Source organism: Streptomyces sp. NBC_01334, assembly GCF_035983595.1.
In the GTDB taxonomy this organism is placed as follows: Bacteria; Actinomycetota; Actinomycetes; order Streptomycetales; family Streptomycetaceae; genus Streptomyces; species Streptomyces coriariae.
In genome coordinates, this window is the sequence record NZ_CP130719.1 from 62,385 (window position 1) to 83,453 (window position 21,069).

Here is a 21,069-nt window from a genome sequence, read left to right on the forward strand (position 1 = left end):
GGGGGTCCTGGGCGTGGAGGCGTGCGTGTGTTCCATGGCGTCAGCTCACCCGCCGACCCCGACCAGGCTGACGGCCACGAGCCCCGACCATCGGTCACGATCCGACAACGGAGCCGTCTAGCAGCCGTGGTCGGGCTCATGGTCGGGCCGACCATGAACCTTCAGCCCCGGCGCTCAGTGATTGCGCAGCCGACTGCGCAGGCTCGGCAGGCGTTGCGCAATCGGGCTGCGCAACTGGCCCGGGGATCCTGCGCAGTCGAGTTGTGCCGGGCTGGCTGCGCAGTCCGCCCGGACTTCCTGGTCTTCTCTTGCGCAGGTCCGTCTGGCGCACTGCGCAGGCGTCTGTCGCAGCCCGGCCGACTTCCATCTGCGCATCGATGCCCGGGTCCAGTGGCCGGGCGGCACGTGATCGCACGGCGGTCGCCAGTCCAGGCAATGCGCCCCGGACACGATGGCCTGCCGCCGGCTCGCGGCTGACCCGTGGTCGGGGTCATGGTCGGGCCAACCATGACCCCGACCACGGACTTCGTGTCCCCATCGTGACCTTGGTCGGGGGTTCATGGTCGGTGGTCGGGTCGGGGCCGACGGGTTTTCTCGAGGTCAGAAACATCCGTTCTGACCTGGGAGTTTGACCATGTCCCCTGGCAAGCAGGCCTCACAGAGCGAGGCCGCTGCTCCGATGGCGGCCGGTGCCCGGCTGGAGGCGATGTGCCGCCGCGTACGCCTCTCGCTCCTGGCGGTCTGGACCGTCATCGCAGCTGGCCCGATCGCCCTGTGCGTCGCCGTAGCCTCCACCCCGACCACGGTCGAGGCGGCCACCCCGGCCAAGCCCACCGCCGTGCGCACTGCGGCGGTTGTCGCCGACCCGGGTGGCTATGCGCAGCTGTTCGTCAGTGCGTGGTTGCGCAGCAGCGCGGACGACGCGACGACTGCGCAGGCGCGGCTTGCGCAGGCGCTCGCGCCCGACGTCGAACTGCCGGACCCGGCCGCGGGTGCGCAGTCGAAGCCTCTGTCCGTGACGGCGGTGCGCAGTGCGCAGCGCTCCGGTGGTACGTGGTCGGTGACGGTGGCTGCGCAGTACGCCGATGGACGGTTGCGCTACTACGCCGTGCCGGTTGCTGCTGGCGGCGCGGGCGCATCGTTCACGGTGACCGGTGCGCCCGGCGTGGTGGCCGGTCCGGCCCGGGCCCGGGTGGCGAAGTCGTCGTACAGCGTGACTGTCCCTGAGGGTGATTTGTCGTCCGCGGTCGGGGAGTTCTTCGCCGCGTACCTGACCGGTTCTGGGGAGGTGAGCCGCTACCTGGCTCCCGGTGTGACGCTGTCGGCTGTCTCTCCCGCCCCGTACCAGGCGGTCTCCGTCGAGCAGGTGTCCGCTGTCGAGGAGGCCGCGGCCGCCGGGCAGGTGTCGGCCGACGGCACGAAGGTGCGTGCCCTGGTCCAGGTGGAGGCTCGGGACGCCGACGGCCGGTGGCCGCTGGCGTACGAGCTGGCTCTCGAGGCCCGCTCGGGCCGGTGGGAAGTCGCGGCGCTGGAGTCCGGCACGGTCCAGGACGGCGGTGTGCGGTGAACACGGTGCACAGCCTGATGCTCGCTGGGCAGCTGGACGACCTCGGCAACTCGTGGATCACCATGTTCAAGAACTGGGCGGCCAAGGGCCTGCAGGCCGGTCTGCTCGTCCTCGTCGTCGTCACCATGATCCAGAAGTTCTCGTTGAAGGCGGGGATCGGCGCCCTGCTGCTGATGGTGATCGCGCTCGGTCTGTACAACTCGCGCAATGACCTGGCGAACATGTTCACCAACGAGGTGAAGAACCCGTCCAAGGGCGCGCCCGCCGCTCCGGGGGTTGTCCGGTCCGAACTCCCGGCCTCTCGTGACCACTCGCCGGGCGTCGGGGGCCGGCTGTGAGCGCGGCCGCCGCGGCACGGGTGGGCCGCTTCTACACCTCAGCCCGCCGTCACCCGTGGGTGCTGGGCAAGGTTGCCGACTGGAAGATCCCGCTCGGCCCGTACACCCCCGCGCAGATCGCGGTCGCCGTCGTCGGCGGTTTTCTGCTCATCAAGACCATTGCGTGGTGGTCGTGGATGGGGCCGGTACCGCTCGTGGCCTGGCTGCTGACGATCTGGGCCGTGCGGCGGCCGAAGATCCGGGGGCGTGCCCCGATGCAGGCGGCGTTGGGTTGGGTGCTGCTTACCTGGCAGCCCCGCGGAGGGCGGATCGGTGGGCGGGCCGCCCGCGACCGCGGGTCCCGTCCCTTGCTCGGCGGTTTCACTATCGAGGATGCGCCCGCTCTCGCCGCGGCGGCCTCACCGTCTCGTCCGGGTGTGCAGCGTGCCTCCCGGGCAGCGCGCCCGGACCCGGTAGCCGGTCGCTCGTCCACGCGCCAGCCCGCGGAGCCGGCGGCTCCCGCAGCGCCGGCGCGTCCGGTGTCGGGTGTGCAGCAGCTGCTCGCCCTCGCCGGGCAGGGCGGAGGTGCACGGTGAGGGTTCCGATTCGGCACATCGCCGGGCACCTGGTGTGGTCGACGCAGGGCAGCGTGTGGGCCCTCTATCGTCTTCACCCCGGCCCGGACGCGCAGGGACGGGTGGAGGAGACCGTTCAGGGCACGTACGTTCCCGCTGCCGTCCGTGACGAACAGCTCGCCAAGATCACACATTTGGTGCGGTCGTTGTCCGGGGCGCCGCGCCTGTTCGGGCTGTGCGCGCAGGTCGACCCGGGCGAGGTCGCCCTGCGCATGATCGAGGGCATCGAGCCGGCCGACCAGGCACCCGATGCGGGCCGGCGCCCGTGGGTGGAGAACGTCGAGGCCGCCCTGGATCTGCTGGACGACCAGGAGATGCACCGCCGCACCCTGTGGCTGGCGGTGCCGCTGCGGACCGAGAGCGCCGGCATGCAGGTGTCGGCGTCCCTCGGCGCGGCGTGGGCCGAGCTGTCCCCGATGCTGGGCATGCGTCCGGCGCTGGTGGCCCGGCGCGAGGTGAGCGCCTACCGCGAGCAGGCTTCCCGGGTGGAGGCAGCGCTCGCCGGCGGCATAGCTTTCCGCCCCGCCCGCCCGGCGGAGATCGTGTGGATGATCGAGCACGCCCTCCACCGCGGTCTCGCGGAGCCGCTGCTGGCCGAGGCCGAGAGCAGCGAGCTGTACGGCGGGCGCATCCGGGACGGGGTGCTGCGCTCCCCCAGCTACGCCGACCTCGGGCAGGTTCGCCTGCAGGAAGGCGGTATCGACCCCGAGCTCGACGACGTCGACGAGCTCAAGAGCGCGGGACAGCTCACGCGGTCGGGCCGCAAGGCCTGGTGGCGGCTGAACACCGGCTCGCCGCTCGGGCGGCGCTGGCTGCAGGTCGAGACGGACATCGGGGTGGGCTACCAGGCGCAGTTGGCGCTGGCCGAGTGCCCGCCCGCCGTCGGCCAGGACGCCGCTGATCTGTTCGCCCAGCTGGAGCTGCTGGACTTCCCCGTCGACTACACCGTCGACCTCACCCTTGTGCCCGCGGAGAAGGCCCGCGGCCAGGTCCGGCGCAAGAAGAACGAGCTGATCGACCAAGCGGACCAGTATGACGCCCGCCCCACCGGCATGCCCGCCTCGCTCACCGAGGCAGCCCGGGACCTCGGCGAGCTGGACGCCCGTCTCTCCCGCACCAGCGTGGAGGTCGAGGTCCAGTCCGTAACCGTGCTGACGGTGTGGGGGCCGACCGCTTCCGTCTGCGACGCCCGGGCTCGCGCCCTGGTTGCGCTGCTCGGCGGCGCCGACTACCGCGCTGTGCGCCCGGCCGGCCTGCAGGAGGCCCTCTTCACTCTGGGCCTGCCCGGCACGGTGCGGCCCGGTGTGGTGCGGGAGTTCACCCAGCATCAGGTCGGCGAGGATTGGGCGCTTTCCGGGGCCTTCACCGCCGCGGAGGTCGGCGACCCGAACGGCATGTTCCTCGGCATCGACCTGGACTGCGGCACCACCCGACCCGTGATGATCAACGTGGCGGATGCGCCCAGGGTGGACGCCTCTGCCTCGATGGGCATCGTCGGCGATCTCGGCGCTGGGAAGAGCGTGCTGCAGAAGCTGATCGCCGAGGCGGTGTGGGCACGTGGCGGATGCGCGATCTGCATCGACCGCACCCCCGTGCGCGAGTGGGCCACCTTCGCCCGGACCGCCGCGAAGGGCCGCGTCCAGATCATCGACGCCGCGCAGGCCGAGGTGTCCATCGACCCGCTGCGGATGTTCACCGGGCCTGAGGGACGGCACTACGCCCTGTCCTACCTGACCCTGCAGCTCGGCATCGGCCCGATGAGCACCAGCGGCGAGGTCCTGCACCACGCAGTGGAGCAGGCCGCCGCTGGCTCGGAGCCGTCCATGCACCGCGTCCTTCAGGTCCTCGAGGAGATGGCCACGAGCGAAGCGGGCAAGCGGCAGGACGCGGCGGCCACCCTCGCCGGCCTCATCCGCGTCGTCGCCACCAACTCCCTGGCTGCGATGGTTTTCGACCCTTCGCTGCCGCCGGTACGGCTGGACGCCTCCAGCAACTCCGACATGATCGTGATCACCACGACCGGTCTGAAACTGCCGCCGAAGGCCGCGTTCGCCAATCCGGAGGTTCTGCACCAGCAGCCGCTGGAGGCGCTGATCGGGCGCGCGGTGCTCTATCTGATTGCCGCGATCGCCCGCCAGACCGCGTTCGAGGACCCGGAGCGGTTCACCGCCGTGGTCCTGGACGAGTTGTACTGGCTCACCTCGTCCGCAGAGGGCACCGCCCTGGTCCACGAGATCCTCCACGACGGCCGTAAACACGGCGCCGGCCTGCTCGGCGCATCCCACGAAGCCGAGGAACTCGGCCCCGACCGCGGCCTGATGGCCTACCGGGCGCTCGCCCGGACCGCGGATCGCGAACGTGCCCGCCGCGGCCTGGAGTTCGTCGGCCTCGACCCAGGCGACCCGGAGCTGCTGCGGCTGGTGACCACCGGCCTGTCCCCCGTCGGCCAGAAGGGCCGGGAGGGCGAGTTCCTGCTGACCTGCCCGCGGCAGAACACCGGCCGCATCAAGGTCTCCATCCCCCGCATCCCACGCATCACCACCTCCATCACCACCACGCCAGGACGCCGCATGAGCGCCGCACCGCGCTCCGCACCCGCTGTGGGTGAGGCCGTGGACGCCCGTCCGAAGGAGCACGTCCGATGACCACTTCGTCCTGGGACCGTTCCCGGCGCATCGCCGCGGTCGTGAGCGTCCTCACTGTGATCGCCGTCATCGCCGGCGCGGTCATCCTTGCCCTCGGGGTCGGCCTGCCGGACGCCTGGTGGCCGCACACCGGGCAGGCGTTCGCCGCCGATGCCCGCCCCGCGCACCACGATCCCTGCGCCTTGATCGTCGGGCCGGCCAAGGCGTACTGCGAGCGCGGGGCCACCACCGCCGCCGGTCAGCAGGACACTGCCGGTGCTGCGTGGAGGCTGGTGGCCGCCGGTGCCGGTGTGGCTGCCCTGGTGGTGTGGCGGCTGCGGTCCGCTGCTGGGCAAAGGCGGCGCTGAAGTGTTCCGTCCAGACCGCATGACTCTGCGTTCGGCTGGCTTCGTGGTGCTGCTCACCGGCGTGTTCCTTCTGGTGAACAGCCAGGTCGTGTACGCGGCCAGCAGCAGTAACAGCGAGACCGGAGACCTGCTTGCCCCGCTGAACATCACCTCGTCCGAGGGTGTACCGATCGACGGGTACGACCTCAACGCTTCAGGCGGCTCCATCGTCGCCTTCAAGACGCAGGCCCTCGCCTTCGCCCTGTCCGGGCTGTTCACCCTGATCAGGCTGCTCGTCGGACTGGCCGGGTGGGCCATCGAGGTCGCCTTCAGGTTCCCGCTGCTGAAGATCCTCACCCGCCCAGCGCAGAAGGTTGCCGATACCTACGACGACGTGGTCGTCGACACCCTCGGGCTGAAGGGTCTGCTGCTCGCGTGGGCGTTCGTCTTCGCCGGGTTCATGATCGTGCGCGGGCGGGTCGGGCGTGGTCTGGGCGAAATCTTCCTCACCCTGCTCATCGGGGCGTTCGCCGCCTCGGCTCTCATCCGCCCCGACACCCTGCTCTCCCAGGACGGGCCGCTGGGACAGTCCCAGCAGGTCGCCGCCGACGTCGCCCAGCAATCCGTCAACTCCTACGACTGGGGCGGCAAACTCGCCAGCTACGACCCCTGCGCGGGCATGGCCGGCAACGCCGAGATCAAGTGCGAGAAACAGGAGAGCGAGGGGCTGGTCTCCTCAACCGAAGTGGCCCGTCCTATCCAGGACTCGATCACCAACGCCCTGATCGTCAAGCCGTACATGCTCCTGCAGTACGGACGCATCCTCGACCCGGCCAAGCCCGCCGACCGCAAGGCCTACGCCATCCACCTGAAATGGATCACCGGCGGATACAAGGTAGGCAACGCCAAGGTCACCGACCAGGGCAAGAAGGCGTGCAGCAAGATTCACGGCCCGGCCAAGCAGTACTGCGAGCGGGGCTACATCGAGGGCGTCACGAACGCAGACGGCAGCGGAGACGGGCTTCCGGCCCTGACTCCCGGCGGTGAGCTGCTGGACACCACCAACGCGCTCGTCACCGACGAAGACCGCGAATTCGACGCGTTCCTCGCGGACATGAATAGGGCCGGCGAGGTCGGCAAGTCCTGCGCCGCCTACGCCGAGAAACCCACCTGGTGGCGGGTCGGCGGCGCCGCGCTCCTGCTGATCGCCGCGCTGTTCATCTGCGGCACGCTGCTCTCCTCGGCGATCGTGCTGCTCGGCACCCAGGGCATCTGCGCAGCCGCGGCGGCCATCGGCGGCGTCACCTTCATCGCGGGCATGCTGCCCGGACCCGCCCGCCAGTCGGTGTGGAAGTGGCTGTCGATCTGGGGCATCGCAGTCCTGGCCGTGGTCGGCATCTGCGCGTTCATCCCCTTCTTCGGCATCGCCATCGACGCCACGATCACCAACGGGCCCGACCTGATGGTCGAGCGGATCCTGCTCATCGACGTCCTCGCCATCGCCGGCGCGGCCGGGCACCGCCGCCTGCTGAGCGGCATCACCTCCTTCGGACAGCGCATGGCCATGCGCATGCGCTACGCCAAGGTCGGCGGCACCCACCTGCCCGGCGACACCTCCGAGCTCGGCGCCGCGCTCGCCATGAACTCCCCCGCCGCAACGGGCGGATACGGCGGCGGACTACGCATGTTCGCTGGCGGCGGTGGCGGCCGGTTCGGGCTGCTCGGCACCCGCCATCGCCTGATGGGCGCACTGACGTCGCTGGGCGACGGGGCGGGCATGCCGGTCGATACCGGGCGCGTACTTGCCGACGCAGGCGCCGAAGCAAGGCGTGGGCTCGCCCCGCTCACCGCCGCGGCCGCCCTGGGCGCAGTAGGTGTGCGGCTCGGCGCGAAGGGCTCCCACTGGCTGCTGATCGGCCGACGGCCGGACAACGAGCAGTTGGCCAAGTGGCGCAAACCCACAGCTGACGGCGACCCAGAAGAAGGTGGCCCGACCACCAGCCCGGGCGGCGGCCGTTCGGGAGGCGGAGGGCCGCGCCGTCCTGGCGGCCCGCCCGACCGCTACCGCGACGAGGACGGCCAGGTCATCGACCGCCGTACGGGACAGGTACTGCACGACCAGAACATCGACCGCACGCTGCTGTCGACGCGCGCCCACAACCGTCTGGTGCGTTTGCGCGGATACCGCATCCTCAGCCGGGGCGGGCGCACCGCGTATGAGGCGACGGTCGGTCTCCCGGCCACTGTCCGCCGGGCCCGCGCGGGAGGCTCGCGCTACTCCCAGGACGCCCGCCAGCAGGTGCGGGTGTGGGGCAACACCGTCCGCGAGGACGCCCACGCCTGGGCCGACGTGGGCCGGCAGGCCGCCCGTTCAGGCCCGTTCCGCAGCCGCCGCCTCCCGGCAGCACCGACGGTAGCCCCCTCCCCGCGGCCGAACTCGGTCCAGCCGCCGGCGGCACGCACCGGCAGCCCCGCTGGCCGTCCGGGGCCAGCCCCCGCTCGGCCGACCGCGCCGACGTCTGCGGCTGGAGGCAACGCAACGCCGGCGGGCACGCCGACGTCCCCAAACCGGCTCGCGGGCGGCAGTGCCACGCGCCCGGCGAGCCCTGCGCCGGACAGGGCAGGCCCGGCCCTTCCCGGCGCAGGAGGCTCCCGCAGCTCACCGCGCGAGGAGGCGCGGGCCCGGATGCGGGACCTGCTGCGGCACAACGGGCCCGAGGAAGAACAGCAACGCCAGGCCGATCGGCTGCGCCAGATGCGGGCGCAGTGGCAGGCCGAGGACGGTGAGGACCAGTGAGGGCGCCGGGGCGCCGCCTGGGGCGGTGGGGATGCGTGACCGTGCTGCTGCTGTTCACCGGCGTGTGCTGCGCGGCTCCTGTCTCGAACGCGATCAGCGCGTACGTCGCGCTGCAGACCGGGCTCCAGGACAACGGCGGGATCGCAGACGGCGGCACCGCAGCAGACATCCCCGCGCGGATGCTGACGGCCTACAAGAAGGCCGCCCAGCAGGTGGGGAAGTACAGGCCCATGTGCCGGGGCATGCGCTGGCCGATACTGGCCGGGATCGCCAAGGTCGAGTCGAACCACGCCCTCGGCCGCAGCGTCACCGCAGGCGGAGACATCCGTCCGAAGATCTACGGGGTGCTCCTCAACGGCTCCGGTGCCGGTGGGAACACCGCCGTCTTCCCGGACACCGACGGCGGCAAGTGGGACGGCACCGCCAGCGGGGAGCGCGCGGTCGGACCCTTCCAGTTCCTGCCGTCCACCTGGGAGGGCGTCGGCGAGGACGCAAACGGGGACAAGGCGGCCGACCCGCACAACGCCGACGACGCAGCCCTCGGCGCCGCCAAATACCTGTGCGGCAACGGACGGGACTTGACCAAGCGGACTCAGCTCAGGGCCGCGGTCCTGCAGTACAACCACTCAGGTGAGTACGTGGCGAACGTGCTGGGCTGGATCGACCAGTACACGGCGGCCGCGAAGGACCCGGACCTGAAGAACGTGCCGGGGAAGGTCCGCGCGGTGATCGAGGCGGCGCTCGCCCAGCGCGGTGTGCCCTACTCGTGGGGCGGCGGCAACGCGAGCGGCACGTCGTACGGCATCTGCTGCTCGCCGAGCGGCAAGAGCGGCACCACCGTCAAGGGCTTCGACTGCTCGGGGCTGACCGTGTACGCCTACGCGCAGGCCGGCATTCGCCTGCCGCGTACCGCGGCCGCGCAGGCCGGTGTCGGCCAGCGGATACCCGCCGGTCTCGGTACCGGCGCGCTCAAGGTCGGTGACCTCGTCTTCTACGCCGACGCTCCGGGCCGGGACGCGACGATCTATCACGTCGGGATCTACCTCGGCAGCGGGCAGATGATCAACGCCCCCAGGCCGGGTGCCGTGGTCCGCCTGGACGCGGTCAGCGCGATGCCGGGATACGCGGGAGGGGCCCGGCTGCTATGACGCGCTCCCCGGCGCGTTCGCCGCGCCTGCTGCTGATCGCCACCATGTTCCTGGTCGTGGCCGGGGGGATCCTGCTGACGGTGCCGCAGACGCCGAGCGCGCCCACGATCTCGGCACCACCGCTCGCGACCGCTCCCCCGGCGCACCCTGCGGCAACCGCTCCAAGCAGCCGCGCTACGCCAGCCGGCGCGCCCGCGCAGGCCACGGCCTCTGCCGCGTCGACGCAGTCGGCCAGTGCGTCCGCGCTGCCGCCGCACGGTGAGGGCGTGGCTGGCGATGCCGCCATCCAGAAGTCGTTGGAGGATGCGTGGCCCGCCGACCTTGCCGCTGACGACGAGCACACGCTCCTCGCGGCGGGCCGTGGCCTGCTGCGGGCGGACGCCACAGGGGTCGACCGCGCCAAGTGGCCGGCTCTCTTCGGCGATCCGGACCAGGTGATCGCACCGGCGTTCTCCACCGCCCGCTTCCGTATCCAGGCCGCCATCGCCCGCCGCGACGGAAGCCCGAACCAGGCGGTGGTGCACCTGGTGTGGGCGGCCACGGACCGCGGCGGCACCTACACCGACCGGCGCATCACCGACTGGCACTTCACCCGCACGTCGACGAAAGGCGCGTCCACATGGACACCCCAGCCCCGTACCTGACCGACCGGGCGGATGACACGGCGGCCGGCCAGGTCCTCGGTCTGCTGGCCAGCCTGGTCAACGCTGCCGACTGGTTGATCACCTACTGGTACGTGCCCATGGCGGCTGCCCTTGTCGTCTGGGTCATGGGCGAGGCGGTGATGCGCCGTCTGGCGAGGAAGGCCTCGGCCGAACGGATGGCACTGGAACTCGTGCCGACGAGGCACTTCGAACCGGGCCTGGAGGAGATCTTCCGCCGTGGGGTCCAGCTTGCCCGGGCCTCGACGAGCATGCCGTGGTGGGCGCCCAGGCGGTCGAAGGCGGTGCAGATCCGGCTGCGCGCCGACGGCTCGAGCCCGTTGCGCTACCGGATCGAAGGCCCGGCCGGCGGCGAACGCCTGCTGTCAATCACGCCCTTCGGGCCGGCCGTCACCGTGAAACGGGCCCGTCACCTCGTCGACAAGCCGCGTGAGCATGTGGTGCGGGCGGAGTTCATTCTGCGCGGCAAGCCCACGGCCCCGCTGCGGGACGTTCCGCTGGACCCGGATCCGCTCCAGCCCCTGATCGACGCCGTCTCCGATCTGCGGGCGGAGCTCGGGGACCTGGCTGAGATACGGCTCGACATCCAGCGCGCCCCCAAATGGGCGCTGCGGGCCCGGCGCCTTCAGCTGATGTCGGACGCCCGCCGCAGGGAGCGGCGTGAAGCGCAGCGGGCGGCCCGGTGGGTGCGGCAGGATGCCACCGGCGTCGAGGACTCCGTGGCCTGGCAGCTCCAGCAGTTGGTCAGCGGCAAGCAGGGCGGGGGCGGGCGCCGTTTGGTCATGCCGCCCGTCCCGCGCCGGGTGGACCCCGCAGAGGCGCTGGGCAAGCTCGCCGATGACGACCACCTGGTGCGCGTGCAGCTGCTGGTGATGTGCGCGTCGAACACGGAAGGGCGTTCCCAGGCCCGGCTCGCCCAGCTCCAGGCCGCCTTCGACGTCTTCGGTGGCGGTTCACGCTGGGCGATGCGCGGATGGCGGGTTGGCCCGTGGCGGTTCGGGGCGGACCGCTGGCCCAGCAGGCGCGGCTTCGAGCGTCGCTGGACGTTGGGCCACTGCCAGCCGCCCCGCCCGAACTGGGTGCGCCTGGAGGAGCTGACGGGTCTGCTCAAGCCGCCCACGGTGCACTGCCGGCTGCCGCTGCTCGCCGGGGACCTGCCGACCTTCAAGTTCGGGAACCCTCAGTTGCTGCTGCAGGGCATCTACCATGCACCCGACGGCCGCCGGCGTCTGGTCGCAAGCTATGCGAAGGAGACGCTGTTCGAGGTCGGCGTGGGCAAGGCGGGCGGCGGCAAGACGGAGAGGGCCCTGGCGCAGGCGATCGGCTGGGCTCATGCGGGCGGCGGGCTGATGTTCGTCGACCCACACCGTGACTCCTGGCCCCGCGCTCTGCCGTTCCTGGCTCACGACGCGCTGATGGACCGGATTGCGCTCGTCGACCTCAACGCCCATGGGCCCGCGCCGCAGGTCAGCGCATGGAACCCGCTCGGCATGCACCAGGGCCAGGTGGCGCACGAGGTCGTCGAGGCCACCGCGGACGCCTACGCGGCCGCATTGGGCTGGGACGATTCCAGCGCACCCCGCGCGCTGACCATCCTCACCGCCTCCCTGGCGGTGCTGGTGGCCGTCAACGAAGCCGCCTGCCAAGCCGGACGCGCCGAAGACCAGGCCACGGTCTTCCACGTGCGGGCGCTGCTCACCGATGCGGCCTTCCGTGCTGCGGCGCTCGCCGGCGTTCAGGGACGCCTGGACGACGAGACTCGCTCCTGGTGGCAGACGGTATTCCCCACCCTGGCTCCGGACTCCTTCGCCGTGGTCCTCAACCCGCTCGCCCGGCTCGCCGCGAACCCCGTTACCCGCGCATTCCTCGGCCAGCCCGCCGGCCGCTACAACATCCGCGCCGCGATGGACTCGAAGATGATCGTGTGGGTGTGCCCGGGCGGCAACGGACCCACCGACCGACTGATCACCGCACTCCTCGCCCGAGACCTACTGCGAGCCGTGCGCTCCCGCCGCGACACCCCCGAAGCCCAACGAGAGCCGTTCCGACCCTACTTCGACGAATTGATCACCCTCACCGGCGCAGCCCCGGAAACGATCGCCTCCATGTTCGAAGACTTCCGCAAATACCGCGTCCACGTCCACGGCATGACCCAGCTCCTGGCCCGCCTGCCCACCCCCGTGCGGCTCTCCCTGGTCCAGAACGCCTCCACCCTCGCGTCCACCGCCGGATCGCAGTCCGCCATCGCTCCGATCACAGCGGAATGGGGCGACCGCCCCGGACCTGCCGTCGTCGCCACGCTCGATCGCTACGAGCACTACATATCCCTGACGGTCAGGGGCCGTCGCATCGGTCCCCTCCGGATCACCGGCCCACACCTCGACGAAGTCTTCGCCGACTACGCACGACCCCGCCAGACGGCGGCGCTCGAGCGCGCCGCCCGCGCCATGGCCGGCGCCCAGCCCCTGGACCAGCTCACCACCCGCGCCACCGACCAGTTGTCCCGTGTGAACCGGTTCCTCGCCCAACTCGCCCCCACCGCCGAGCCAGCTGCACAGCTGCAGAAGAAGCGATACCAGTAACCGCCACCGTCGAACCGGGTTTCCGGTGGGCGATCACCCTGCCCGTGCCGAGGCCTCGGCCGTGCTCGGCGTCTGAGTCCTGATGCTCGGCCTTCGGGGCCGTTCTCGTACTTCCGTTGTCCGTCACCGATACCGCGACACCTGCCCTGAAGCCCTCTGATTCGTAGCTCTGTAGAGATCGGTCGTTGGAGGTCATACAGGCTGCGGGGAGGAGTGTGAGGGCGGTGTTGGGCGCTGGCGGCTGCTGGGGTTCCTGTACTTCGTTGCTGTACCGCAGCAAGGCACTGTCGCTTCTCCTGGTCCCGGCCTGTTGTCAGTGCCGCTTGCTAGTTTGCGTGGTGGAGTGAGACCGGTCAGAGAACCTTCGAGGTCCGCGGTCAAGGGGGGTGGGCATAAATGTCCCCGGGAGCCACCTCGGGACTATGTTCCAGGCCGTAGATCCCCACCCCCCTCTCCTGCTCCTTGGCGGAGCTGTCGGCACCGCCTGATGCCCAACACGCTCTCCCACTGTGGTGGTGGGGTGTTGGGCCGTGTGCAGGGGCGTTCATCTGGGTTCATGGCCGGTAGGTCGTCGGTTTCCGGCAGGGCTGTGCGCCTCGCCTGAACGGTCGTGAACGGGGCTGAATGAGACGGAGACTGAAAGGGGGCTAGCGTGTCAGGGGTTCTCCTCTGCCCAGGTGCCGCTCAGCCTTCTTGCGCGTCGTCCGCGAGTGGGACGGTGTCCTTGGCCGGCGGGGCTTTGACGGTCACAGGCTGATTGATGTCGAGGAACGTGATGGTCAGATCGAGCGGCCCGTCTCCGGTGCCGGCAAGCATGTCGTTGTGTTCGGCCCGCAGACGGAACTGCTTGGTGCGGTCGTCGCCGTCTATCCACAGGTCCATGGTGAGCGGGTCGGAGACTTCCAGCTGTATGAACTGATCCAGGTGCTCTCCAATCAGGCCGTCGCTGTTGACCGTCCCCTTGTAGTGCGTGGCCCTGGCGCCGTCGACCGTCTCAGTGCCGACCAGCCGCAGGTCCTTGGCCCCGGTCAGAAGCGTGGACTGCGCAGTTGGGTTCCCCTGTAGCTGACTGGGCAGCACGCCATAGGACTGGTTGTCCACCGCGCTGCGTCCCCATGTGGCTGGCGCAGCGCTCAGCCAGCTCTTGCCGTTCAGCTTCTCGGAACTCACCCCACTCCCGCCGACGTACATCGCCTCGTCCACGAACCGGATTTCCAGATGGTGATCCCCACCCTGGTCGGCCGCAGCGGTCATCTTCATACTCATGGCCAGCGGTTTTGTGTTCATGGAGGCCTCGGCCTCCAGACGGCCTTTCGCCGGCACGGTGCCGCTGATCCGGTAGTGGAGCGACGTGATGTCCTCGGAGTTCTTCGCAGCCTTCGCCACGGCGGCCGCGGGAGTCACCTTGGGTGGGGCTGCAACCGCGGAATCGCTCTTGGCGCCCCCTCCGCAGGCTACCGATCCCCCAGCGAGCAGTACGGCCGCGACCGCCACGCTCGTCACTCTGCGCGGTACGGAAACAAGAACGGACATTCCCACAAACCCCCAAAGACAGATGGCAGATCCATGCCAAGGCCGCGAGCCTAACTGGGGGTGTGTCTTGCGGGCTGCTGGGGGCTTGTGAGGTATGCGCGTCAGACGTGCTCGCCCGCTTTCGGCTGCCGTGCCCCTGGCCGGACCTTCAGCTTGGCGCCTGGTGCGGGCGCTGACCAAGGTGAACGGCTGGGTCGTGGCCTAGTCGGGGGCAGTTGCTCTCACCGTGTTTCCCCGCTGCTCCCCGCTGGATCTGGTGCGCTGGTGGTGCGCCTTCGTTGTCAGTGCGGGTGGCTATGGTGCGTCTGCCATCAAGGGCAGCACTCTGGGAGGGGTTTTGGGAGCCAAGACGGGTCTGCTGGTGTACGCCGACGGCGACGTACCGGAGCTGCTGCGACGAGTGGGAGCGGCGGACCGTGATCGGACTGCCACCATGATGCGGCGGCTCTACCCGGGCAGGGGGGCGAGGAGTGCGAGGTCTCAGTTCTCTCAGACGGCGTGTACCCCCCGGAGGGGACGGTGTATGCGGCCTGCTGGCCGGGTGTGGAGGTCATCGGTGATCGGGGGGGATGATGGTTGACCTTCCCTCACAACTCCCGGAGCACCTCGTGGCGGCAAGCGCGGGCCGACGGCTCGTCCTGCACAACATGCACAGCGTCGTCGACTGGCTTGCATTCGCCGTGTGGGAAGACGGCCGGCTCGTCCGCTCCCTCAGCCTGTCCCCGGACGGCGTCATGGAGAACATCGGCGAACCGTTCCCGTTCGAACTGCCCTACTGGGCCGGAGACCGCTCAGCCGACGTTGTCTCCTGGCCGGACGAAGACGAAGACGAGGAGCCCTATCCACTGCCCTTCCACCCCTTGGAACTGGGAGAAGACGCACTGCGAGCGCTCTGCGGCTTCGTCCAGGAGGGCCGCCCCGAGGCGGATGACGTCAACGCGGACCACATCCGACTCCACGGCTTCCGGGTGCGGGATCCACAGGGCCCTGGTCCCGTGAAGCCGGAAGCCGAACTGAAATGCGCTGGGGAAGCGATGGGACCGCCACGCTTATACACCTTTGGGCCTGACGGCTTGATGGTCGAGAACGACGGCGTTTAGCTCACGAATTCTTCGTCCCGAATGAGGTTCGATCATGCTGCCAACCAGTCGCGAAGGATGTATACCCAGGTCAGGGTGTTGGTGGCCGTTGGTCTCGGGTGGTGTCGCGGGCGCTCTGGGGGGCGAGATCTCCCAGATTTCTCCCAAGCGGCGGAGTGACGGCGTGGCAGTTGCTTCAGCATGTCGCGTTACGAAGGAGAATTTACGCGATGCGGTGCGCCGTCAGCGGCAGCGCGGCGCATGGTGTACCACCGCCTACGCATCGCTCGCGCTGAGGATCGGCTGAACCGTTCTTTCAAGCACCTCGACGCCTCCCTGCTCTGCCCGAGGGAGTTGGCCGAACCTGCGCGTGCACCTGCGCATTTGGAGCAAGAATGGCGGCCTGGTGGATCAACAAGGCGCAGGGGGCGGAGTTCTACATGACGAGCCAGGTGGAAGTAGGCGGCCTGAGGATCGCCAAGGCACTGTCGTACGTGTGTAGCCATCGGGACGACCTCGCCGCGCTGCTCGACGAGGACGATGCCGCCTTATGTGCCGTCGAAGCCGCAGTTGGCGGGCCGCCCGCGGACGATGTCTCGCTCACTGCCCTTCTGGACGCCTTGCACACAGCGGTTCGAGGTGCAGGCGACCCAGCGGGGGTGTACGGAGGAACGGGCCGCGGCGTGATGCCGGCCGGTGTTGCCGATTTGGACGTCGTGTACCGGTGTCCCTTGCAGCTATGCATCGGTCGATCCGGTCCTGAAGCGGATAACGACGTGCCACGCTGCCAGTTCGCCCCAGGGGAGACGGCGCTGATCCGGGAGAGGCTCCCGTAGTGGGAGGGCTGCTCAGTGAACTTGGCAAGAAGTTGGCCGAGCGGTGGCTGACTCTCCTCGTACTGCCAGGCGCGCTCTACTTGGCGGTCGCCGCAGCCGGACACATCCTCGGGCAGAGCGCCGCGCTGGACATGGGGCGGCTTACTCACGCGATCTCGGACGCTGCCCGAGCTCCCGTGGCGACCGCGGTAGGCGGCCAGGTCGTGCTACTCGCTGCCATCCTGGCCGGTGCGGCCGCCGCTGGTCTGTCTGCCCAGTCCCTCGGCTCCTTAGTCGAGCGTGTGGCCCTGGCTGCCGGTTGGGGTGCATGGCCGTGGCTGTTCGGTGAGTTGGCTGAGCGGCACGTGGCACGCCGCCAGCGTCTCTGGGACGCGTCACGGGCGGAGTACGAAGCCCTACGGTTTCTGGAACGCGCTCCGCGACCGGCCGACCGTCCCAGGACCCGGCAGCGTCACCGCGCTGCCCACAGGTATGAACGTATCTCCGTGGAGCGGCCTGAACGGCCGACTTGGAGTGGTGATCGGATCCACGCAACGGCGGTCCGGCTGGACCGAGACGCACATATCAATCTCCTCATCCTCTGGCCACACCTTTGGCTGGTGCTGCCGGAAGAGATACGTGGCGAGATCGGTACGGCCCGTGCCGCGTTGACGCGAGCTGCCGTCCTCGGTGGATGGGCCCTGCTCTATCTGCCTCTGGCCTGGTGGTGGTGGCCCGCAGCGCCGCTCGCCGCCACGATGGTGGTCGTCTCGGCACGTCGCCTCCGTACTGCCTCGGACACCTACGCCACGTTGGTGGAGGCATCCGTGCGCCTTTACCTGGCGGATCTGGCCGACAAGCTGCGCATCGAGGAACAGCCGCTGGGTCCTCTGCTCGGTGGCGCGGTCATGCGACGGCTGAGCAGCCCGGCGCCTGTGACAGAACCGGCTTCGTGAGCTCCGTCGAATTCAGTGGCTCTCCTTGGCAGACATGGACAGCGCAGCAATCAGACCTATCGGAGACCGGGAAGGTACAGGACGGTTCATGCAGGGGCGCGAGCAAGACTTCGCAAGGGAACACGAACTGGAGCAGCGGATTGCTGTGGTGGGGTTACGGCTCGAACGGCTGGCCCGTGAACAGGACCTTGGTGTGGTGCTGGAACCGGAAGCACTGGTAGAGGCCCGCCAACTTGCCGCAATACTCCGAAACGACGAGTCCGACCTGGAAGGTCATTACGTCCTCGGTTGGTTGCACGCCTTCAGGTACCGGGCACTTCCCGAAGGGGCTGGGCAGCGGGACAGAGAGGAAGCCGTCGCGAAGTTCACGCCCTGCTTCGTGTTCGGCGCAGATGAGGAGGATCTGCCGGACGAACTGCTTCCAGACGTGGCTCAGCGCGCGCTTTCCTTTGTGTGGAGGATCCAACAAGGGATGAACGCCTCGCCGAGCCCGGAGTTGCGCGCAAGAGTGACCGATCTCCTACGGCGCATCGCGGCCGCTATCCCCCGCGGCGAAACCGGGCACGCGGGAACGCTGTCTAATCTTTCCGTCCTCCTAAAATCCCACTTTGACGCGGGTGGCGAACCAACCGATCTGGATGCGGCGATCGACGCTGCCCTGGGCGCAGTGGAAAGCATGGAACCAGGGCATCCGAATCAGCCTGTCATGCTATCCAACTTGTCAGGTGTGCTGATGGCACGCTTCACCTATGCAGGTAGGGCGGCGGACCTGGACGATGCGATCGATATCGGACGCTTGGCAGTTCGGGCTGCTGCGAGCTCTCCTGCTGACCGGGCTGCTGGACTCAGCAACCTGGGTAACGCGCTGAAGACCAGGTTCACCGAGAGAGGCATCCTCTCGGACCTGGGCGCGGCGATCGAAGCCTTCCAGGAAGCGTCAGATCTGTGTGCCGAGGACGACGAAAAGGCAGGAATCCTTCACAATCTTGGTATCGCGTGGCGGGCCCGATATGAGAGCACTGGTGTCCCTGTAGATCTGGAAAGCGCAATCGAGTGTGGCCAAGCCGCACTTGAGGCTGCCTCCGAGGAGCATCCTGGACGCTCCATATTCCTGTTTGGGCTCGGCGGCATCACGCTGACTCGATTCGAACGAACCGGGGAAACAGCTTATCTGGACCGATCCGTCAACGCATTCCAGGAAGCTCTGGAGATTCTTCCGCCGGGGCATCGGGCTCGTGGGCTTCGTCTCTCCGGCTTGGGTCAAGCTCTCCTAACGCGATACCGCATCGGCGGCGACAGGTATGACCTCGATACGGCCATCGAGATGAATCGCGCCGCCTCCGGGGAAATTACCCCGAACCAGACCGAATTCAACGCGGTCCTAAACAACTTGGCCATCTCTCTCGGACAGCGTTTCGAATGCACTGGTGATTTGGCCGACCTGGACGAGGCAATCAGTGCCAGTCGCGCTTCCGCTCAGGCCACTGCGGACGGTCACGTCGACCGGCCGATCCGTCTGTCCAATGTCGGTCTGATGCTGTGGACTCGGTCCAAGCACACTGGGGCGATGTCGGACCTGGACGCGGCGATCGAGTTCGCGCACAGAGCTGTGAAGACGGCACCCCGTGAACACTCCGCCTTGGCGGCGATGCTGTCCAATCTCGGCGCAGTGTTGTTGCAGCGTTATGAACGGTACGAGGACCCTCAAGACCTCGACGAGGTGATCCGAAGGAACCGCGAGGTCCTCGGCATTGTGGATGCAAGCAGTCCTGACCGTCCTCGTTTCCTCGCCAATCTGTCCGCCGCCCTGTATGCCCGCTTCCAGCGCGCTGGAAGTTTTGAGGACTTGGACGGCGCGGTTGCGGCGGGACAGGATGCGACCGCCACCGTTCCATCCCACCACCCTGAGCGCCCGAGGTACTTGTCCTTGCTGGGAGGTGTGCTGACCGTCAGGTTCAAGAAGACCGGGTCTACTGCGGACCTGGATGACGCGGTGGTTGTGTGTCAGGCCGCACTCGACACCTCGCCGGCAGAACATCCTGAGCGCGCCGACTACCTGTTCCAGCTCGGGACGGCCTTGCACCGCCGTTATCAGCGGACTCACTTGAGACAGGACTTTGATCGTGCCCTGGCCGCCCACATGGAAGGCGCGCGAGCCGACGGGGCCAGGCCCTCGATTCGGATTCGGGCCGCCCAGGCAGCGGCTTCAATGACCGGACGGTCGGATCCTGATCTCGCAGCTGATCTCCTGGACGGTGCCGTACGCCTGCTGCCCGAAGTGGCAGACCGCCGACTGAGCCGCGGTGACCAGCAGCATGCCATGGGCAAGTGGTCCGGGCTGGCCGGAGATGCGGCGGCACTAGCTCTTGCTTCTCGCGAAGGCACACCCGCTGAACGGGCAGCGCGAGCACTGCAGTTGATCGAGGTGGGTCGCGGCGTCCTCCACAGCCAGGCGTTGGACATGCGGAGCGACCTCGCAGAGCTTCGCGAGCGCCATCCCGACCTGGCCCATCGCTTCGAGGTACTTCGGGACGAGCTGGACCGGCCGATGGAATTGGCTTCCCTCACGGAGCCCGACGGACAAGTCAGCGCCACGGTACGTGCGGTCGATGCCGAGGAGCAACGACGCGGCCGCGCCGACCAACTTCAGGCCACGCTGGGCAACATCCGAGCGCAGGACGGATTCGCCAGCTTCGCTCGTCCCCCTGCCGTCAGTGAGCTCCTGGCACAAGCCGCCTCCGGCCCGGTGGTGAGCTTCACCGTCAGCCACTACCGCAGCGACGCACTGCTGTTGACGTCCGATGGAATCGAGTCCCTGAACCTGCCCGACCTTACGTACGACCTCGTCATCGACCAGATACAGACTTTTCATAGGGCCCTGGAAACCGTTGCGGATCCGCGCATGTCGCCTCTCACGCGAAAGGAGGCGCAAGCGACACTTCACGCTGTCTTGGAGTGGCTGTGGAACGCGGCGGCCGAACCGGTCCTGCGCAGCCTTGGTTTCACGGGTGAGCCCGCTCCCGGACAGTCGTGGCCCCGCGTCTGGTGGGCGCCTGGCGGGCTCCTCTCGCTGCTACCTCTGCACGCTGCCGGCCATCACTCCGAGCCGCTCCGGGCGGACTTGAGAGACGGGGAACCGCCGACAGTCATGGACCGTGTCGTCTCCTCGTACACCACCACGATCCGCGCACTGCACCACGCGCGCCGTCGTCACACCTCCGCGCCGTCCGTGAGCCGGTCACTGATCGTGGCCATGCCCACAACTCCGGGCGTTCAAGGCAGCCTGGACCACGTCTCTGAAGAAGCCGCACTGCTGTGCGGCCTGCTGCCCGAGCCGACGCTCCTCATGGCGCCGGGTGCAGAAGCTGACGGCATGACCGTCCCCGGGCCGGAGACACGACCGACCAAGGCTCGGGTCTTGAAGACCCTGTCCGATTGCGGGATCGTTCATTTCGCGTGCCACGGTGCCCACGACCCCGACGACCCGTCCCAGAGCCTGTTACTTCTGCACGACCACGAACGTGATCCGCTCACGGTGGCGAGCCTTGCAGGAATGAAGATGGACTCGGCTCAACTGGCCTACCTGTCAGCGTGCCGAACAGCGTTCATGGAATCCGTGGAGCTGATCGACGAGGCCATCCATCTCACATCTGCCTTTCAGCTCGCGGGTTTTCCCCACGTCATCGGCACCCTCTGGGAGATAAACGACGAGGTGGCCTCGCATATGGCAGCTGACTTCTATGCTGAGCTCGGCGGGGTCACCGTCCAGCATGGTGGCCTCGACACGGATGCAGCGGCCCGTGCTCTGCACCACACTGTGCGCAAGGTGCGTGATCGCTATCCCAAGTCCCCCTACCTGTGGGCGGCCCACTTGCACGCCGGGATCTGAACGCGGGCGGTGTCGCTGCTGAGACGCGGCGTCGACATACGTACTGTTGTCGATGCCGCGTACACCTTGGTCTCGACTGATCGTGAGTGCGCGGTGATTGAGTGTCCGTGACGCGGAT

Annotated in this window: 15 protein-coding genes; 14 read left to right on the plus strand and 1 reads right to left on the minus strand. The window is 68.8% G+C overall.

Annotation, left to right across the window (positions count from 1 at the left end):
* Window positions 1-634: 634 nt before the first annotated feature.
* From OG736_RS44795 to OG736_RS44835, 9 genes are read left to right on the plus strand one after another with little or no spacing between them, the layout of a single operon-like run.
* Window positions 635-1,567: a conjugal transfer protein gene (locus OG736_RS44795; RefSeq protein ID WP_327187938.1), complete on the plus strand. Its 933-nt coding sequence runs from the start codon at window positions 635-637 to the stop codon at window positions 1,565-1,567.
* Window positions 1,564-1,905, plus strand: coding sequence for a hypothetical protein (locus tag OG736_RS44800; RefSeq protein WP_442817220.1), 342 nt, complete (start codon window positions 1,564-1,566; stop codon window positions 1,903-1,905). Before OG736_RS44795 ends, OG736_RS44800 begins: the two co-directional genes overlap by 4 nt.
* Window positions 1,902-2,480, plus strand: coding sequence for a hypothetical protein (locus OG736_RS44805; protein ID WP_327187940.1), 579 nt, complete (start codon window positions 1,902-1,904; stop codon window positions 2,478-2,480). The genes OG736_RS44800 and OG736_RS44805 overlap by 4 nt, the downstream gene beginning before the upstream one ends.
* A complete protein-coding gene (locus OG736_RS44810; RefSeq protein WP_327187941.1) occupies window positions 2,477-5,164 on the plus strand; it encodes an ATP-binding protein in 2,688 nt (895 codons plus the stop codon). Before OG736_RS44805 ends, OG736_RS44810 begins: the two co-directional genes overlap by 4 nt.
* Window positions 5,161-5,511: a hypothetical protein gene (locus OG736_RS44815; RefSeq protein ID WP_327187942.1), complete on the plus strand. Its 351-nt coding sequence runs from the start codon at window positions 5,161-5,163 to the stop codon at window positions 5,509-5,511. The genes OG736_RS44810 and OG736_RS44815 overlap by 4 nt, the downstream gene beginning before the upstream one ends.
* A gap of 19 nt (window positions 5,512-5,530) precedes the next feature.
* A complete protein-coding gene (locus tag OG736_RS44820; protein ID WP_327187943.1) occupies window positions 5,531-8,287 on the plus strand; it encodes a hypothetical protein in 2,757 nt (918 codons plus the stop codon).
* 35 nt (window positions 8,288-8,322) lie between these two features.
* Entirely contained in the window at window positions 8,323-9,435 is a 1,113-nt protein-coding gene (locus OG736_RS44825; protein ID WP_327187944.1) for a C40 family peptidase, read from the plus strand.
* Window positions 9,432-10,079 carry a hypothetical protein gene (locus tag OG736_RS44830; RefSeq protein ID WP_327187945.1) on the plus strand — a complete coding sequence of 216 codons (648 nt, stop codon included), beginning with the start codon at window positions 9,432-9,434 and terminating at the stop codon, window positions 10,077-10,079. Before OG736_RS44825 ends, OG736_RS44830 begins: the two co-directional genes overlap by 4 nt.
* A complete protein-coding gene (locus OG736_RS44835; protein ID WP_327187946.1) occupies window positions 10,055-12,679 on the plus strand; it encodes an ATP/GTP-binding protein in 2,625 nt (874 codons plus the stop codon). Before OG736_RS44830 ends, OG736_RS44835 begins: the two co-directional genes overlap by 25 nt.
* Window positions 12,680-13,363: 684 nt before the next feature.
* On the opposite strand, the gene OG736_RS44845 is transcribed toward OG736_RS44835, so the two are convergent.
* Window positions 13,364-14,212, minus strand: a complete 849-nt coding sequence (locus tag OG736_RS44845) for an SCO4651 family lipoprotein (RefSeq protein ID WP_327187947.1) — start codon at window positions 14,210-14,212, stop codon at window positions 13,364-13,366.
* Window positions 14,213-14,710: 498 nt separating this feature from the next.
* Between OG736_RS44845 and OG736_RS47415 the strand changes: the two genes are divergently transcribed.
* The 5 genes from OG736_RS47415 (at window position 14,711) to OG736_RS44865 (ending at window position 20,951) form a co-directional block, all read left to right on the plus strand.
* Complete coding sequence (locus tag OG736_RS47415) at window positions 14,711-14,785, plus strand: hypothetical protein (protein ID WP_442817228.1); 75 nt, start codon at window positions 14,711-14,713, stop codon at window positions 14,783-14,785.
* Between the two features lie 35 nt (window positions 14,786-14,820).
* Window positions 14,821-15,312: a DUF6928 family protein gene (locus tag OG736_RS44850; RefSeq protein WP_327187948.1), complete on the plus strand. Its 492-nt coding sequence runs from the start codon at window positions 14,821-14,823 to the stop codon at window positions 15,310-15,312.
* A gap of 374 nt (window positions 15,313-15,686) precedes the next feature.
* Window positions 15,687-16,127, plus strand: coding sequence for a hypothetical protein (locus OG736_RS44855; protein WP_327187949.1), 441 nt, complete (start codon window positions 15,687-15,689; stop codon window positions 16,125-16,127).
* A 599-nt stretch (window positions 16,128-16,726) separates the two neighbouring features.
* Window positions 16,727-17,062 carry a hypothetical protein gene (locus tag OG736_RS44860; RefSeq protein ID WP_327187950.1) on the plus strand — a complete coding sequence of 112 codons (336 nt, stop codon included), beginning with the start codon at window positions 16,727-16,729 and terminating at the stop codon, window positions 17,060-17,062.
* A gap of 34 nt (window positions 17,063-17,096) precedes the next feature.
* A complete protein-coding gene (locus tag OG736_RS44865) occupies window positions 17,097-20,951 on the plus strand; it encodes a CHAT domain-containing protein (protein WP_327187951.1) in 3,855 nt (1,284 codons plus the stop codon).
* Window positions 20,952-21,069: the final 118 nt, after the last annotated feature.

What these genes read in the sequence shown, in the direction of transcription:
- OG736_RS44795 (WP_327187938.1), top strand. Translation starts at nt 635, where the DNA reads ATGTCCCCTGGCAAGCAGGCCTCACAGAGCGAGGCCGCTGCTCCGATG.
- OG736_RS44815 (WP_327187942.1), top strand. Translation starts at nt 5,161, where the DNA reads ATGACCACTTCGTCCTGGGACCGTTCCCGGCGCATCGCCGCGGTCGTG.
- OG736_RS44820 (WP_327187943.1), top strand. Translation starts at nt 5,531, where the DNA reads ATGACTCTGCGTTCGGCTGGCTTCGTGGTGCTGCTCACCGGCGTGTTC.
- OG736_RS44830 (WP_327187945.1), top strand. Translation starts at nt 9,432, where the DNA reads ATGACGCGCTCCCCGGCGCGTTCGCCGCGCCTGCTGCTGATCGCCACC.
- OG736_RS44835 (WP_327187946.1), top strand. Translation starts at nt 10,055, where the DNA reads ATGGACACCCCAGCCCCGTACCTGACCGACCGGGCGGATGACACGGCG.
- OG736_RS44845 (WP_327187947.1), bottom strand. Translation starts at nt 14,212, where the DNA reads ATGTCCGTTCTTGTTTCCGTACCGCGCAGAGTGACGAGCGTGGCGGTC.
- OG736_RS44855 (WP_327187949.1), top strand. Translation starts at nt 15,687, where the DNA reads ATGGCGGCCTGGTGGATCAACAAGGCGCAGGGGGCGGAGTTCTACATG.
- OG736_RS44865 (WP_327187951.1), top strand. Translation starts at nt 17,097, where the DNA reads ATGGACAGCGCAGCAATCAGACCTATCGGAGACCGGGAAGGTACAGGA.